Origin of the sequence: Sphingomonas sp. 28-62-11, from assembly GCF_002278865.1 — a bacterium.
Lineage (GTDB): Bacteria > Pseudomonadota > Alphaproteobacteria > Sphingomonadales > Sphingomonadaceae > Sphingomonas.
On record NZ_NCGB01000036.1, the window covers coordinates 1 to 15,850 of the forward strand.

The following is a 15,850-nucleotide window of genomic DNA, read 5'->3' on the forward strand; positions in this document are numbered from 1 at the left end:
CGGTGCCGACCCAGCTCAGCGCCAGTCCTTGCGTCCGCAGATAATATTGCAGCATCCAATTGTAGCGCGACGGTTGCTTGTAACAGACCACCCAGAGCGCCGACATGTTGGCCACTTGAACCGGCAGTCCCCCGTCGACAAGTCGCTGGTTCAAGCGCCGCGCCCGGCCGTCCCAGACCGCATCGAGGTCGCGGTAGAGCGCCTCCTTGCGGTCGTCGATCGCGCGCGCGACCACGTCGCGCGGGGCCAACTCGAGCCGGGGGTCGAAATCGGGCATGAAGCGGTAGCCAGTTTCAGGGATCAGCAGATGCCCGCCCTCACCGCGTACGGCTTCGGTGATCAGGAAATTTTTGACGTCGAGGTTGTACAGGCAGGTCGGGTGGAACTGCATCATCTCCATGTTGGAGACGCGGCAGCCCGCGCGCCACGCCATCGCGATACCGTCACCGGTCGCGCCGCGTGGCGCAGTCGAAAACAGATAGGTGCGCCCGGCCCCGCCCGTCGCTAGGATCGTCGCGCGCGCGGTGAACAGTTCCACCCGACCGGTCGCGCGGTTGACGGCATAGACGCCCCAGACATGGCCCGATCCAGAATAGCGTGCCTCATGCTTGCCGGTCGCGAGATCGATCGCGACCATATCGGGCACGAGCGTGATATTGGGGTGGAGATCGGCGGCGCGCTGCAATGCTTCCTGCACCGCCCAGCCAGTCGCGTCATCGACATGCACGATCCGCCGGTGGCTATGCCCGCCCTCGCGGGTGAGATGAGGAAGATTACCCTCCATATTGAACGGCACGCCCAGCTCGGCGAGCCGCGCAATGGCGGCTGGCGCGCTTTCGACGACGAATTCGACGGTCGCGCGGTCGTTCAGGCCCGCACCGGCAATCATCGTATCCTCGATATGGCTGTCAAAGGTGTCGCCCGGCTCCAGAACAGCCGCGATTCCGCCCTGCGCCCAAGCAGTCGACCCCTCGTTCAGCCCGCCTTTGGCCAGAACGGTGACCTTGAATTGGTCGGCAAGATTCAGCGCGGCGGTGAGGCCGGCGGCACCGGAGCCGATGATAAGGACGTCGGATTGGTTCATTGACACCGGTCCTTCCTAACCGTTCGTGTCGAGCGAAGTCGAGACACCCTGCGCAGCGCTTGCGGCACGTCCCTCGACGATGCTCGGGACGAATGGGTGAAGGGGGGGCTAGGCCACGTTCGACGCCCGCGTCAGGTTGAGGAATACATCTTCCAGATCGGCCTCGCGCGTCGATACGTCGACAATGCCATAGCCGCTGGCCTGTACTGCCGCGAGCACTTCGCCCGCATTGGCGATGTCCTTGCGGTACGTGATCGCCAGCGTGCGATCGCCCTTCAGCTCGATTTTCTGGAAGCACGGCGCGTCAGGCGGCGTCACGACGTCGCGGTCGACCGTCACCTCGACAAGCTTTTCGGTCGCCATGCCCACCAGCGCGCGGGTGGGTTCGTTGGCTATCAGCTTGCCGTGGTTGATGATCGCGATCCGGTCGCAGAGCTCCTCGGCCTCTTCCAGATAATGCGTGGTCAGCACGACCGTCACGCCGCCCGCGTTCAATTCGCGGACATAATCCCATAATTGTTTGCGCAGCTCGATATCGACGCCTGCGGTTGGCTCGTCGAGTACCAGCACCGGGGGCGTGTGGACCATCGCCTTGGCCACCATCAGGCGCCGTTTCATGCCGCCCGACAGCGTGCGGGCATAGGCATTGGCCTTGTCTTCTAGATGAACCGCGCGCAGCAATTCCATCGATCGCCTTTTGGCCTTGGGTACGCCGTACAGCCCGGCCTGGATCTCCAGCGTCTCCACCGGCGTGAAGAACGGATCGAACAGGATCTCCTGGTTGACGATGCCGATCGATGCCTTGGCATTGCGCGGGTGCTTGTCGATATCAAAGCCCCAGATCGATGCGCTGCCGCCGGTCTTGTTCACAAGGCCCGCCAGAATGTTGATCAGTGTCGATTTGCCCGCGCCATTGGGACCGAGCAGCCCGAAAATCTGCCCGCGCGGTACATCAAAACTCACTTCGTCGAGCGCGCGCTTGCCGCCTTTATAGGTTTTGGACAGGCGGTCGATCGAAATGGCGGCATCGGTCATGCTAAGCCGCTTAAGCCGCGAAGGCGGCGTCGCCAAATATTTTCGGTGGGTATCGAGGTGCGCGTCGTCCGGACCTATCCCCGAATGAGCGACGACGGCCAGCCGATCCGGACCAGAAGGCCATCGGGTCCGGCAATGCCAACTTCGTACAGGCCCCATTCGCGGTGGCGCAGCACCCCGCCCGGACGGATGATCAGATCGTCGACTCGCGCGGCAATGGCGTCGACATCGGGCGTGCGGATGAAAACGCCGAACGGATTATGGTCGGCCGGCACGCGCCACGGGCCAGTGCCGGCCTGGGTAAGGTGCACTTCGCATCCCCAGCCGGTCATGATGATATAATCGTGCGATCCGCCGGTGCGCGCGAAGCCCAGTCGCTCCCAAAACGGAATGGCACTGGGCAGATCGTTGCTCGGCACGATGGCGAACGCGCCAATCGAAAGGGTGTCGGACATCACATGCTCCTCCAGTGCCGAACGTGCGGGCTTTACTCGCGAGTCAGCGTGGTGCGATTGCGGGTCAGCCAGGTCTCGCCTGTGTCATCGAGGAAATCGACTTCCTTCAGGGTGACCATCGTTCCACCGTCGCGCTTTGTGGTTTCGCGAATCCGCGCGGGGCGATCATCATCGGTGCCGTCGCTGGATTCCTCAAGCGTCCAGCGGTCGAGCGCGTCGGTGCGAATCAGCCGCAACGTGGCCGTCGTGACTTCCGTCTCGCGGCCTTTGCGAAAGCTCGCGGCCTGTTCGCGGCTGGTTGCCGGATCGAGCAGCGCAATTGTCGTGATCGTGACGATTCCGGCCTTGGGACCATCATCGAAATCGGCATGGCGGACCAGCGTGAGGCCGTCGCGCATCATCTCGATCGACACCTTTACGGGAATCCCGAACCAGCGATCGGCTTGGTAATCGCGATACTCCAGCTTGCCCTGCCAGTTGCCTACCAAGGTGGCGCGGATCGTGGTCGGCGTCACCACTGCAGGGGGCGTTTGCGCGCTCGCCGGCCCTGTCAGGGCAAGAATCGCCAACCCGATCGCAGTCAATAGCCTGGTGATCATTGCCTGTTGCCCCGCCCGATTGAATGCGCGCGCTTGCTGCACGCCGACACGGTTGCTATCGCACCGATCATGGTCCCGCCACCCGAAATCACCCGCGTCACCGGCCCCCGCGTTGCCTGTGACGGTGCGCATGACGGCATTCCCGCGTCGCTTGGCCACCCCCGCGTGTGGCTGCAGATCGACGAGCATGGCTATGTCGATTGCGGCTATTGCGACCGGCGATTCGTGCTGATCGGCGGTGCCGCCGATGGCGCGGATCAATCGGCGCTGCCCGATCATCCGGCTGGCGCCAGCGTGTAAGCTCCCCCCTCGACGTTGCTCGGGGCCGCCCTATATTGCCGGGGATGACCAACATGCCCGATCCCCGCCGCTACCTGTATCCCACCGGCCAGTTCGACCCCGCAGAGGCGCAACGCCTCACCGCCAGCGCGCTGGCGCGTGCCGATGATGGCGAACTCTATCTGCAATATCGCAAGACCGAGGCGTTCGGCTTTGATGACGGGCGGCTGAAGACGGCGAGCTATGATACGCAGAGCGGCTTTGGCCTGCGCGCCGTATCTGGCGAGACGACCGCCTTTGCCCATGCCAATGAACTGAGCGGGGCAGCGATCGGCCGCGCGGCGGAGACGATGGCGCTGATTGATCCTTCCGAATCCGCCAAGGCGCCCCCGCCGCGCGCGACCAACCGGCATTTATATACCGACAGCGATCCACTCGATCTCGTGCCTTTCGCCGACAAGGTGAATTTGTGCCAGACGATCGACGCGGCTGCCCGCGCCCGCGATCCGCGTGTCGCGCAGGTATCGGTATCACTGTCGGGTCAGTGGAATGTGGTGGAAATCGTCCGTGCCGACGGGTTCGTTGCCACCGATATCCGCCCGCTCGTGCGCCTGAACGTCTCGATCGTGGTCGAGCAGAACGGTCGGCGCGAAACCGGCAGCTTCGGCCTTGGCGGGCGCTATCTCTACGATCGGTTGATGGGACCAGAAACCTGGAACCGTGCGATCGATGAGGCGCTGGCGCAGGCGCTCGTCAACCTCGAGTCGGTCGATGCCCCGGCGGGCGAGATGACCGTGCTGCTCGGCCCCGGCTGGCCGGGCATTTTGCTGCATGAGGCGATCGGCCATGGGCTTGAGGGTGATTTCAACCGCAAGGGCACCAGCGCCTTTTCGGGCCGTATCGGAGAGCGCGTCGCTGCACCCGGCGTGACGGTGATCGATGACGGATCGATCGCCGATCGGCGCGGGTCACTCTCGATCGATGACGAAGGCACGCCGACGCAGGAGAACATCCTGATCGAGGACGGCATCTTGAAAGGCTATATCCAGGACCGGCTCAATGCGCGGCTGATGGGCGTCGCCCCCACGGGCAATGGCCGCCGCGAAAGCTTCCAGCACGCGCCGATGCCACGGATGACCAACACCTTCATGCGCGGCGGACGCGATAACCCCGCCGAGCTGCTGAGCCGCGTGAAAAAGGGCATTTTCGCCAAGTCGTTCGGCGGCGGGCAGGTCGATATCGTGTCGGGCAAATTCGTGTTCACCTGCACCGAGGCCTATCTAGTCGAGAACGGCAAACTGGGCAGCCCGATCAAGGGTGCAACGCTGATCGGCGATGGCCCTAGCGTCCTCACTCGCGTGATCGGCATCGGCGACGACATGGCGCTCGACGAAGGCGTCGGCATGTGCGGCAAGGGCGGGCAAAGCGTGCCCGCCGGTGTCGGGCAGCCAACGCTGCTCGTCGATGGGCTAACGGTGGGCGGGACGGCGGTTTAGGCTAGGATCAGAACAGGCGATACCGCTCGAGCGGTAGCCCGTTCTGCTCGATCCAGACGTTCCAGGCCTCCATCACCTTGCGATTATCTTCCTGAAACCGGCGAGCAACCTCGACACGGAGCGCCTGCTCGCAGACCGACTGAACATCGACCCCCAGCTCTACGGCAAGTTCGACCGCGCGCTTATCAGCCTGGAAGGTAACCGGCTGCCGAGGTGGATTGGCGATCGGCATGCGATCAGACTAAGCTGGGGCGTGCCAATTTCCAAGCGAGACCAGCATGGCCGAATTCTTCACCGCGATCGACGACAAGCACCGCACCTTCATCGCCAAACAGCCCGTCTTTTTCGTCGGCACGGCGGCGGAAGGGTGCCGGGTCAATGTCAGCCCCAAGGGCATGGATGTGTTCCGCGTGCTCGGGCCCAACCGGGTTGCGTATCTCGATCTGGGCGGATCGGGAAACGAGACGCAGGCGCATCTCAGTGTCGATGGGCGAATCACGATCATGTTCTGCGCGTTTGATAATCCCGCGCTGATCCTCCGGCTGTACGGGCGCGGAACCTATACCGTGATCGGCGATCCGGGGTTCGATGAGCTGGCCGTGCATTTCCCGAAGCTGCCCGGCACGCGCCAGATTTTCGATATTCATGTCGATAGTCTGCAAACCAGTTGCGGCTGGGCGGTGCCGAAGATGACGCTTGAGAAGGAACGCGACACGCTCGTCCGTTTCCACGCCCAGCAGGTGCCCGAGGAGCGGCTCGCCGTCATTGCCCAGCGCAACAAAAGCATCGATGGGCTGCCCGTGCGTGTCCAGACCGTTTTGCTCAACGCGGCCGATTGAATGGCGCTTGTCGAACTCGGCCGTTTCGATCGTAACGAAGCGCATATTCTGATCGGCCGACTCGAATCGGAGGATATCCCCGCCATTGCCTTCGACGGTAATGCCAGCATCGCCGATGGCAGCCAGTTCTTCATCCCGGTGCGAGTCATGGTGCACGAGGATGATTTCGCCGCTGCCCGAGCGATTGTCGCCTCTGTCGCCCGCTAAACAGGGGCAGGATGCCTGCCTGTTTTTCGGGCACTACTTCGCAACTGCACAAAAAATTGACTCGTGCCACCGGATTTGGCGACCGCTGATTGCGCAAAAACCCGCAAAACTGCGATAATCTTGCGTCTGGCACGGCAATTGCTGTGCTGCACAAGCACGCTTTCGCTTTGGGGGGACAGGCGCTTGAAACTAGTCATTGCCATCATCAAACCGTTTAAGCTCGATGAGGTTCGCGAGGCGCTGACCGATATCGGCGTTGCGGGCATGACCGTGTCGGAGGTGAAGGGTTTCGGTCGGCAAAAGGGCCAGACCGAGATCTATCGGGGGGCCGAATACACCACCAACATGGTGCCCAAGATCAAGATCGAGATCGTTTGTGGGGACGATCTGATGCCGCGTGTCATCGAAACGGTGCAGGCGGCCGCCAACACCGGCGCGATCGGCGATGGCAAGATTTTCGTACTCGACGTTGGTCAGGCGGTGCGCATTCGCACCGGCGAAACCGACATGACCGCGCTTTAAGGGGGCAATGATGACGCGTTCGATGAAATTTGCCGGTATGTTGGGGGCGGGCGCTGCGTTGGTTGCTGCCCTGCCCGCATGGGCGCAGGAAGCTGCCGCCGCAGCGGCACCCGCCGCCCCGTTCGTGCCCACTGCGGCGATGGTCAACAAGGGTGATACCACCTGGATGCTGATCTCGTCAGTGCTCGTGCTGATGATGTCGGTGCCGGGCCTTGCGCTGTTTTATGGCGGCTTGGTGCGCACCAAGAATATGCTGTCAGTGCTGATGCAGGTGTTGATGATCGTCTCGGTCGCCAGCCTTGTCTGGGTATGCTGGGGCTATTCAATGGCCTTCACCGCGGGCAGCGGCGCAACGGCGCCGTTTGTGGGTGGTTTCGCCAAAGTGATGCTGCAGGGGGTCGATGCGACCACACTCGCTGCAACCTTCTCCAACGGCGTTTATCTGCCCGAATATGCCTTTGTCATCTTCCAGATGACCTTTGCATGCATCACCCCGGCGCTGATCGTTGGCGCGTTTGCGGAGCGCGTGAAGTTCACGCCGCTGATGATCTTCGTCGTCGCCTGGCTGACACTCGTCTATTTCCCGGTCGCGCACATGGTATGGTATTGGGCTGGCCCTGATTTCCTCCCCGCCAACCCAAGCGATGCCGGTTATCTGTGGGGCAAAGGCGCGCTCGATTTCGCAGGCGGCACCGTGGTGCACATCAATGCAGGGATCGCCGGTCTCGTCGGCTGCCTCGTGATCGGGCCACGGCTTGGCTATAACAAGGAACCGATGCCACCGCATTCGCTGACGATGACGATGATCGGCGCCAGCTTGCTGTGGGTTGGCTGGTTCGGCTTCAACGCCGGGTCCAACCTGGAAGCCAATGGCGTGACCACGGTTGCCTTCATCAATACCTATGTCGCCACGGCGGCAGCGGCGATTGCCTGGGCGGTGCTGGAACAGGTCATCCACCGCAAGCCTTCGCTGCTCGGTGCGGCAACAGGTGCGGTCGCCGGGCTGGTCGCGATCACACCGGCGAGCGGCTATGCCGCGCCGATGACTTCGATCGTACTCGGCTTCGTCGCGTCGATTGTCTGCTTCTTCTTCGTCACGACGGTGAAGAAGGCGCTGAAATATGATGATACGCTCGATGTGTTCGGCGTCCACTGCGTCGGCGGGATCGTCGGCGCGCTGGGTACCGCGATCTGCGCGGCACCATCGCTCGGTGGCCAGGGCTATTTCGACTACACCGTGTCGCCAGCCGGCTTCTATCCTGAGAAGTACGATATCATGGCGCAGTTGATGGTGCAGGTGCAGGCGGTCGGCATCACGCTGGCCTGGTCGGGCGTTGTCTCGCTGATCCTGTTCCTAGCGCTCAAATACACGATTGGCCTGCGTCCATCCGCTGAAGTCGAAGCCGAAGGGCTCGACATCAATGAACACGGCGAACGCGCCTATAACTACTAACAAGATCGGGGCGCACCCGAAGAGGTGCGCCCCCCAAGAGGTTCCTCCTGCGAACATCCTCAGGCCGGTGCGGCAACGCACCGGCCCTTTTTTTATGGGTTTCGCCGCTTGATTGCCGGAACGCGACATCGCGAAAAAGTTGAAGAGCCACATCAGCCCCATGCCGCAGATCAAGGCTGTTTTTGGGCCGTAATGGTCAGCCATCGGGCGGGTTCGCTGAAATAACCGGTGCCGTCATAGTTCTGAAAGCTCAGAGACGCCCATGCGCCGGCGGCTTCATAGGCCTCAATCGCACCGGCGCGATTGAGGTAGTTGTAGTACCGCCCGTGCTTGTCCCACCCGGGCTGGCCATCCGTCTTAAAGCTCGCGAAATGCCAGCCGCCCGGCTTCAACGCGCTCCACACCCGCCGAAGCACAGCGGGGAGTTCGTCGATGGGGACGTGCAGCAGCGAGGCACAGGCAATGACCGCATCATAGTGGTCTGTCGCATCGAGATCATCGAACCGAAGAACGCGAGCACCTGCTTCAAGCCGCTCGTTCGCAATCGTGGCCATTGCCGGGACGCCGTCGGTGGCATCGACCCGGAACCCCCGTCGTTCCATCTCGGCGGCGTCATGTCCGCTACCACATCCCAGCTCGAGAATGAGCGAGCCCGGTTTCAAGCGCGGCAGGAATTCAAGAAGGTCTGGCGACATAATGGCTGGCCGCGCCTCGACATAGGTCGACGCGTTGGATTGATAAAATTCCAGCGTTGATCCGTCGGCTGCAGGCCCAGTGGTGTCGCTATCAGGCTTCGCACCAGCATCGCTGATCGCCTTGCCCGCCCGACGTGCGGCGAGGGTCGCGCCGAGCACAAAGCCGCCGGGCACGAGGAAAATGGCCGCGACCAGCCCGATGCGATTCCAGTCTTTTCTATCCACGCCCGTGCTTTAGGCGATCAACCGAGGTCCGCCAGTATGAAATCGGCACAGCGTTCGCCGATCATGATCGACGGGGCGTTGGTGTTGCCCGAGACGAGCTTGGGCATGATCGACGCGTCGGCGATGTACAGGCCCGTCACCCCGCGCACGCGCAGCTTCGGATCGCAGACCGCCCCGTCGTCGGACCCCATCCGGGCAGTGCCGACCGGGTGATAGATGGTGTCCGCGCGCGCGCGGATCAGCCGTTCGAGCGCATCATCGTCATTCAGATCGATCGGGTTACGGTCGCGGCCCTTGTAGTTGGTCATCGGCGGCGTTTCCATAATCCTGTACATCGCCTTCACGCCCTGTTTCAGGAGCGCGAGGTCTCGCGGATCGGACAGGAACTGCGGATCGATCAGCGGCGCCGCGCGCGGATCGATCGAGGCGAGCCGCACCGTCCCCTTGCTCTCGGGCCGGAGCACGCAAACATGGCCGGAATAGCCATGCGCCTTCACCACCGTGCGGCCATGATCCTCCAGCGCGACCGGGAAGAAATGCAGTTGGATTTCAGGGGCCGGTGCCTGAGGATCGATCTTCAGGAAGCCGCCCGCTTCGGCATAATTGGTCGTCATCGCGCCGCTGCGTTTGCGGAACCAATCGATGACGCCGATCGCCGAATTAACCAGCCCCGTCAGTGATTGGCCGATGAAACGGGTATCGTCGCACTCAAAAGCGGCTGAATAGTCGAGGTGATCCTGCAAGTTACCGCCAACTTCAGGCCGATCGACCCGTACCGCAATCCCCATCGTGCGCAGATGCAGGGCGGGCCCGATGCCGGACAACATCAACAATTGCGGGGTGCCGAACGCGCCGCCCGCCAGCACCACGGCGTGTCGCGCCCTGATTTCACGCGCCTCGCCATCTTGGGTATAGGCAACGCCCCAGGCGCGCCCTTCATCGAACAATACGCGTTCAGCGGTGACGTTGGTCATCACCTGCAGATTGGGTCGGTCCTTGTGTGGTTCGATGTACGCCCGCGAAGCGCTCCAGCGTTCGCCGTTCTTCTGGGTGACCTGGAAAAGACCGATCCCTTCCTGCCGAGCGCCATTGAAATCATCGTTGCGCGGAATCTGCAAGCTGGCCCCGGCCTCGACGAAATCGAGCGATCCGGGATTCGGCGATACCTGGTCACTGACGCAGAGTGGGCCATCACCGCCACGGAATTCATTGGCGCCGTGGACGTTTGCCTCCGATCGTTTGAAATAAGGCAACACCTCGTCATACGACCAGCCGGGACAGCCGATAGCGGCCCAATTGTCGTAATCCCATCGATTGCCGCGGATATAGACCATGCCGTTGACTGCGGACGATCCGCCGAGCCCCTTGCCACGCGGCTGATAACCGCGCCGCCCATTCAGGCCGGGTTGGGGTACCGTTTCAAAACCCCAATTGGTCTTTGGGGTCTGGAAGGCGACAAAGCCGGGAATACGCGTGCGATAGCCGGTGTTCTTGCCGCCCGCTTCGAGCAGGACAACCTTGTACTTACCGTTTTCGCTTAAGCGGCTGGCGACGGCGCTCCCGCCTGATCCACCCCCGACGACGACGATATCGGCTTCTTCCAAGTTTCTTCCCCTCGCACCACCCGGTCGCGTGCTTCGCGCTCGAGCCATTGTTGTTTGATCGATTCGGATGTTTCCCGACTGCCGTCATGGCTCCAGCCTGGCGGCATCGCTATATACCCCAGCTTGGCGCGCAGGCCCGGTGCTGCCCACACATCTTTAGCGATGCCGATCCATTCATGGAACGCGGCCCAAAGCAGGTTGAAGCTACCGAGTTGCTTGACGATGCCGTAGCGCGGGCGATCATCGTCACGCTCGGCGACGAAACTGCCAAACATCTTGTCCCAGATGATGAAGACACCCGCATAATTGCTGTCGAGATAGCGCGGGTTGGTGGCGTGATGGACCCGGTGGTGTGACGGTGTGTTCATCACCGCTTCGAACCAGCGCGGCATCCGATCGATCACCTCGGTATGAATCCAGAACTGATAGACCAGGTTGATCCCCGCCACGAAAAACACGAGCGGCGGCGGAAAGCCGATCAGGAACAGTGGCAGCCGGAACAGGAAGCCAAGCGAGAAAAAGCCCGTCCAGGTCTGCCGCAACGCGGTCGACAGATTATAATGCTGGCTCGAATGATGGATGACATGGCTCGCCCAGAACCAGCGGACGCGGTGGGCGGATCGGTGAAAGGCGTAATAGGCAAGGTCGTCGATCACAAAGGCGATGACGAACCAATACCATTGATAGCCGATGTCGAAGAGGCGGAACTGCGCGACCCAGGTCGCGATCGCATAAGCGGCGCCGCCCAGAATCGCGCCGGCCACCGTGCTGCCGAGCCCCAGCGACAGCGACGTCAGCGTGTCCTTTGGCTCATACCGTGTCTTATCGCGCGCCCAGGCCACCAGCATATCCGCCAGCACCAGCAGGATGAAGGCGGGGACGGCCAGCTGAACGGGATCGGGCAATTCCATATCAGCCTGCTTACACCAGTGTCAGTGGCGCTGCCAGTGCGCGCGCATCATCGGGAAAAACGTTGATCAGCGTCACCGAACCGAACAGGCGTTCGCCGGTGTCGATCGTCACGCCCTCGGGTGCGTCGCGGATCGCGAGCGGCGGTAGCAGGCGTCGGGCAGCGACCTTCGCCCCGTGCCGTTTCAGCACCGCGACGGTACCATTGCCGCCGACCAATGCGGCATCCCCATCCTTGCTGACGATCGCCCGCTGTGCCTCGAACCCGGAGAGCATTTCTTCGGCGATCCGGCAGGCATCGTCCTCACTCGCGATCTTTCCCTCGCCAAGCCGCAACAGCCGCGCGATCAGCGCGAGGCCAAGCACGCCGACCAGGGAAATGATCAGCTGCGTGAGGCTCATTGCGCGCCTGCAAGCGCGTCGAGTGTCGGCCGGATGCCCGACAGATCATAGCCTGCCTTGCCAGCCTTCTCCTCGAGCGTGTCGGGGTCCGCACCCCCCTTGGCCATCGCCAGTGCCCACAGGTTGCAGCTCCGCGTGCCCGATCGGCAATAGGCGAGTACCGGCCCAGTCGCCTCGGCGAGCGCCGTGGCCATAGCATCAAGCTGCGGGTGCGAGAATCCGGCATGGGTGATGGGGATCGCCACATAGCCCAGGCCCAGCGTCTCGGCGACCAGTTGGATGGCGGCACCGTCGGGCTGTCCCATTTCCTCGTCATCAGGACGGTTGTTGATGATCATCGTAAAGCCCGCGCGCGCAATATCGGTCACGTCAGCGGGGGAGATTTGCGGGGCAACCGAAATCGTCTCATCAATAGGGCGGATCATGCAGACTCCCGGATCACGGCCAGAAAGGCGTCACCGTAAGCCTCCATCTTGCGCGCGCCAATCCCCGTGATCTGCCCCAGTGCGGCACGGCTGGTGGGTTTCAGCGCCGCCATCTCGCGCAGCACCGAATCGTGGAAGATCACATAGGGCGGCACCTTGGCCTCGGCGGCGAGATCGCGGCGCTTGGTGCGCAGTGCCTCGAACAGCGGATCATTGGGCATGGCGGCGGCATCGGCACGCCTGCGCCCGCTCGCTTTTTTGATCGGCGGGGCAACGATCTGCACCATCGTCTCCCCCTTCAGCACTGCGCGGGCATCGCCCCCCAGGCTCAGCCCGCCATGTTCGGTCGTGGTCAGCAACCCGCGGGCCTGCAACGCGCGCGACAAGGGGCGGATCAGCGCGGCCTCGGTGCGCGAAACGATGCCGAACACGCTTAGCCGCTCATGCCCGAGTTTCTCGACGCGTTCATCGGCGACGCCGGTCAGCACCTTCTCCAGATGGCCGACGCCAAAGCTCTGCCCGGTGCGATACACCGCCGACAGGAATTTGCGCGCCAGCTCGGTTGCGTCGATCAGCGCGGGTTTCGACAAGCAGTTATCGCAATTGCCGCATTCGGTGGGCGGATTTTCGCCGAAATGGCGCAGCAGCATCGCCCGGCGGCACGTGCCCGTCTCGACCAGCCCGGAAAGCGCCTGCAATTGGGCGCGCGCGGTTGCCTGCCGCTCGGGTTCGATTTCGGCGATTCGCTGCTGGGCGCGGGCGAAATCCTCCGCGCCCCAGAACAGGTGCGCGACGCTGGGGTCGCCATCGCGCCCGGCACGACCGGTTTCCTGATAATAGGCCTCGATCGATTTGGGCAGCCCGGCATGCGCGACGAAGCGGACATCGGGTTTGTCGATGCCCATGCCGAACGCGATCGTTGCGCAGATCACCATATCCTCAGACCGGACGAACGCCGCCTGGTTGCGCGCGCGCACGGCGGGATCGAGGCCCGCGTGATAGGCGCGGGTTGGTCGCCCGGTGCTTGCCAATTGCTCGGCGAGCCTTTCGGTGGCGGCGCGGGTCTGAGCATAGACGATACCGGGGCCGGGGGTATCGCGGATCACCTCGATGATCTGGCGGGCGGTGTTATCGCGTGGGGAGATCATGTAGCGGATATTCGGCCGGTCGAACCCGGCAATGATCAGCCCGTTCTTGGGAATGCCGAGCTGCTCAAGAATATCCGCGCGGGTATGCGCGTCCGCCGTCGCGGTCAGCGCGAGCCGGGGCACATCGCCAAATTCGTCGAGCAGGGGGCGTAGCAGCCGGTAATCGGGGCGGAAATCATGCCCCCATTCGCTGACGCAATGCGCCTCGTCGATTGCGAATAGGGCGAGCGGTGCCTGCCGCAACAGGTTGCGGAACGAGTCGTTCGATGCGCGTTCGGGTGCGACATAAAGCAGATCGAGCTCGCCGCGCCGGAACCGCGCGACCGTCTCCGCCTGGTTGGTGTCGACTGACGTCAAGGTGGCGGCGCGAATGCCGATCGCGTCGGCAGCGCGCAGCTGATCGTGCATCAGCGCGATGAGGGGGCTGACGACGACGCACGTTCCCTCCAGCACCACCGATGGCAATTGATAACAAAGCGATTTCCCCGCGCCGGTCGGCATCACCGCCAACGTGTTCTGCCCCGCCATCACCCGCGCGACGACATCACCCTGCACCCCACGAAAACCGGGAAAGCCGAAGGTCTTTTGTAGCGTGTCGAGCGTTGAGGCCATATTCTGGCGCTACCGGTCAAGCAGCCATCACTGCAAGGGAGCTTTGACGATGACCGACTTTATCGCACGCCATCGCCGGCTCGATGGCAAGATTACGCTCGTCACGGGGGCAGCCCGCGGCATCGGCGCGGCGATCGTCCGCGCCTTCGTTGCGGAAGGCGCGACGGTGTGGATCACCGATATCGATGGTGACGAGGGCGCTGCACTAGCCAATGAGATTGGCGGCAATACCCGTTTCCTGCCGCTGGATGTGGGCGACGAAGCCGCATGGGAAAGCGTGATGGCGGCATTGCTGGCGCGCGATGAGCGGCTAGACGTGCTGGTCAACAATGCCGGGATCACGGGGTTCGAGGATGCAACCGGCCCGCATGATCCCGAACATGCCACGCTCGCCGAATGGCACCGGGTCCACCGGGTCAATCTTGATGGCACCTTCCTCGGGTGCCGCTATGCGATCCGGGCGATGCGCGCGCAGGGTACGGGGGCAATCATCAACATGTCGTCACGGTCGGGGCTGGTCGGGATTCCAGGGGCGGCGGCATATGCCTCGTCCAAGGCGGCGGTACGCAACCACACCAAATCGGTGGCGCTGTGGTGCGCGCAGCAGGGGATGCAGGTCCGCTGCAATTCGGTGCACCCGGCCGCGATCCTGACGGGCATCTGGGAACCGATGCTCGGCGACGGGCCAGACCGTGCCGAACGAATGATCGCGCTGACCAGCGACACCCCGCTCAAGCGCTTTGGCCTGCCCGAGGAAGTGGCGGCGATGACGGTGTTCCTCGCGTCCGACGAGGCGACGTACATCACCGGCAGCGAATTCGACATCGATGGCGGGTTGCTCGCAGGCTCCGCTGCATCGCCGGGATAACCACATCGCCTTGTTTTCGCCGCGCTTGTCGGGTGGAATTCGGCTATCGTGATGATGCCACCCCAATCGACAGGAAAAGAGATGCTGCCAGCGGCTCGTGTGATCGGAAGTGCCTTGATCGTTGTCTTAGCGGGACTGCCCGGCATCGCCGGCGGCGCAAAGCCGATTCAGGGCGAATATCTGGTGCGGGGTGACGGGGTGGTGGCCGCAACGGTAGGCGGCGTGCCTGGCAAGATGCGAATCACGCCCTGGGCGCCGGCCGCGCCAACGCTCAACCCCGATTATGCCCAGCGAATCGGCCTGCGCGGCGGCCTGTTCGGTTTTTCGGTGAAGGTCGGCCCGGTGAAGGTGCGTGGTGAAAGCGGCGTTACCCGGCTGCAGTTCGGCAACGCCTCCTTCAAGCGCCGCGTGGTGTGGTTCGAACGCCGCTATGATTCGGGTGCGGACGGCGCGGTGGGGCCAGGTGGGTTGCCGGTCGATCTGATCCGCTTTCAGTTGAAGCCTGCCGGGGCGGGGGAGCGCACAGCCACGCTGCCACTCGTCCAGCAGATGTTCCGCCCGGCGATGACGCGGGTGGTGGTTGGCGGGCGCACGATCTCGATCCTGTTCGATCCGCAGCATCCGCGCACCTTGGCAACGGCCGGTGCAGGCGCGGCGCTGGCCGAGGTGCTTGGCGGGCAATTGGTGGGGGCGGGCGACAAGGCGGAGATCGCGTTCGGTGTCGCCCGGCCGGTGCGCACCATCCGGCTGGCGCGTCCGCTGGTGGTGGGGCCACTCACGCTTGAATCAATGCTGGTGCGCGTGGCCGACAACGGATCGGTGGCCGGAATCGACGATGCCGATGCCGATCCCGAGGAAATCGTGGTAACTGCCAAGAGCAAGAAGGAGCGCCGCGACGTCATCATCATCGGGCGCGATCAGCTGGGTGGATGCTCGTCGATCGTGTTCGACAAAAAGGCAAAGGCGATCAGGCTGAGCTGTGTCTAGGGTGCT

General features: G+C 63.1%; 19 protein-coding genes. 8 read left to right on the forward strand and 11 right to left on the reverse strand.

The features are described from left to right. The 4 genes from B7Y49_RS11995 to B7Y49_RS12010 all read right to left on the reverse strand — a co-directional run. On the reverse strand, nt 1–1,084 hold a 1,084-nt coding region (locus tag B7Y49_RS11995), incomplete at its 3' end, for an L-aspartate oxidase (RefSeq protein WP_374127831.1). A gap of 108 nt (nt 1,085–1,192) precedes the next feature. Beyond that, complete coding sequence (locus B7Y49_RS12000) at nt 1,193–2,119, reverse strand: ABC transporter ATP-binding protein (RefSeq protein ID WP_374127832.1); 927 nt, start codon at nt 2,117–2,119, stop codon at nt 1,193–1,195. Between the two features lie 74 nt (nt 2,120–2,193). Further along, nucleotides 2,194–2,574, reverse strand: coding sequence for a VOC family protein (locus B7Y49_RS12005; protein ID WP_374127833.1), 381 nt, complete (start codon nt 2,572–2,574; stop codon nt 2,194–2,196). A gap of 32 nt (nt 2,575–2,606) precedes the next feature. Further along, nucleotides 2,607–3,143 carry a hypothetical protein gene (locus B7Y49_RS12010; protein WP_374127834.1) on the reverse strand — a complete coding sequence of 179 codons (537 nt, stop codon included), beginning with the start codon at nt 3,141–3,143 and terminating at the stop codon, nt 2,607–2,609. 99 nt (nt 3,144–3,242) lie between these two features. On the opposite strand from B7Y49_RS12010, the gene B7Y49_RS12015 reads away from it, so the two are divergent. After that, on the forward strand, nt 3,243–3,473 hold the full coding sequence (locus tag B7Y49_RS12015) for a zinc-finger domain-containing protein (protein WP_374127835.1): 231 nt from the start codon (nt 3,243–3,245) through the stop codon (nt 3,471–3,473). A 44-nt stretch (nt 3,474–3,517) separates the two neighbouring features. Beyond that, complete coding sequence (tldD, locus tag B7Y49_RS12020) at nt 3,518–4,948, forward strand: metalloprotease TldD (protein WP_374127836.1); 1,431 nt, start codon at nt 3,518–3,520, stop codon at nt 4,946–4,948. A gap of 7 nt (nt 4,949–4,955) precedes the next feature. Here tldD and B7Y49_RS12025 read toward each other — a convergent pair whose 3' ends face one another. Next, nucleotides 4,956–5,180 carry a type II toxin-antitoxin system CcdA family antitoxin gene (locus B7Y49_RS12025; RefSeq protein WP_374127837.1) on the reverse strand — a complete coding sequence of 75 codons (225 nt, stop codon included), beginning with the start codon at nt 5,178–5,180 and terminating at the stop codon, nt 4,956–4,958. Nucleotides 5,181–5,226: 46 nt separating this feature from the next. On the opposite strand from B7Y49_RS12025, the gene B7Y49_RS12030 reads away from it, so the two are divergent. From B7Y49_RS12030 to B7Y49_RS12045, 4 genes are all read left to right on the forward strand, one after another. Then, the gene (locus B7Y49_RS12030) at nt 5,227–5,787 is read left to right on the forward strand and encodes a pyridoxamine 5'-phosphate oxidase family protein (RefSeq protein WP_374127838.1); all 561 of its coding nucleotides are present in this window, start codon (nt 5,227–5,229) and stop codon (nt 5,785–5,787) included. After that, entirely contained in the window at nt 5,788–5,994 is a 207-nt protein-coding gene (locus B7Y49_RS12035; protein WP_374127839.1) for a DUF2007 domain-containing protein, read from the forward strand. A gap of 183 nt (nt 5,995–6,177) precedes the next feature. Beyond that, a complete protein-coding gene (locus B7Y49_RS12040) occupies nt 6,178–6,516 on the forward strand; it encodes a P-II family nitrogen regulator (protein WP_374127840.1) in 339 nt (112 codons plus the stop codon). A 10-nt stretch (nt 6,517–6,526) separates the two neighbouring features. Then, nucleotides 6,527–7,969: an ammonium transporter gene (locus B7Y49_RS12045; RefSeq protein ID WP_374127841.1), complete on the forward strand. Its 1,443-nt coding sequence runs from the start codon at nt 6,527–6,529 to the stop codon at nt 7,967–7,969. Nucleotides 7,970–8,139: 170 nt separating this feature from the next. On the opposite strand, the gene B7Y49_RS12050 is transcribed toward B7Y49_RS12045, so the two are convergent. From B7Y49_RS12050 to recQ, 6 genes are read right to left on the reverse strand one after another with little or no spacing between them, the layout of a single operon-like run. Further along, the gene (locus tag B7Y49_RS12050; RefSeq protein WP_374127842.1) at nt 8,140–8,889 is read right to left on the reverse strand and encodes a bifunctional 2-polyprenyl-6-hydroxyphenol methylase/3-demethylubiquinol 3-O-methyltransferase UbiG; all 750 of its coding nucleotides are present in this window, start codon (nt 8,887–8,889) and stop codon (nt 8,140–8,142) included. A 17-nt stretch (nt 8,890–8,906) separates the two neighbouring features. Continuing rightward, entirely contained in the window at nt 8,907–10,493 is a 1,587-nt protein-coding gene (locus B7Y49_RS12055; RefSeq protein WP_374127843.1) for a GMC family oxidoreductase, read from the reverse strand. Continuing rightward, nucleotides 10,427–11,404 carry a sterol desaturase family protein gene (locus B7Y49_RS12060; RefSeq protein ID WP_374127844.1) on the reverse strand — a complete coding sequence of 326 codons (978 nt, stop codon included), beginning with the start codon at nt 11,402–11,404 and terminating at the stop codon, nt 10,427–10,429. The genes B7Y49_RS12055 and B7Y49_RS12060 overlap by 67 nt, the downstream gene beginning before the upstream one ends. Nucleotides 11,405–11,414: 10 nt before the next feature. After that, nucleotides 11,415–11,804 carry a hypothetical protein gene (locus B7Y49_RS12065; protein ID WP_374127845.1) on the reverse strand — a complete coding sequence of 130 codons (390 nt, stop codon included), beginning with the start codon at nt 11,802–11,804 and terminating at the stop codon, nt 11,415–11,417. Then, nucleotides 11,801–12,229 carry a TIGR01244 family sulfur transferase gene (locus B7Y49_RS12070; protein WP_374127846.1) on the reverse strand — a complete coding sequence of 143 codons (429 nt, stop codon included), beginning with the start codon at nt 12,227–12,229 and terminating at the stop codon, nt 11,801–11,803. The genes B7Y49_RS12065 and B7Y49_RS12070 overlap by 4 nt, the downstream gene beginning before the upstream one ends. Continuing rightward, the gene (gene recQ, locus B7Y49_RS12075; RefSeq protein ID WP_374127847.1) at nt 12,226–13,989 is read right to left on the reverse strand and encodes an ATP-dependent DNA helicase RecQ; all 1,764 of its coding nucleotides are present in this window, start codon (nt 13,987–13,989) and stop codon (nt 12,226–12,228) included. Before recQ ends, B7Y49_RS12070 begins: the two co-directional genes overlap by 4 nt. Nucleotides 13,990–14,038: 49 nt before the next feature. Here recQ and B7Y49_RS12080 point away from each other — a divergent pair, with 49 nt between their 5' ends. After that, on the forward strand, nt 14,039–14,857 hold the full coding sequence (locus B7Y49_RS12080; protein WP_374127848.1) for a glucose 1-dehydrogenase: 819 nt from the start codon (nt 14,039–14,041) through the stop codon (nt 14,855–14,857). 114 nt (nt 14,858–14,971) lie between these two features. Further along, nucleotides 14,972–15,844, forward strand: coding sequence for a hypothetical protein (locus B7Y49_RS12085; protein ID WP_374127849.1), 873 nt, complete (start codon nt 14,972–14,974; stop codon nt 15,842–15,844). Nucleotides 15,845–15,850: the final 6 nt, after the last annotated feature.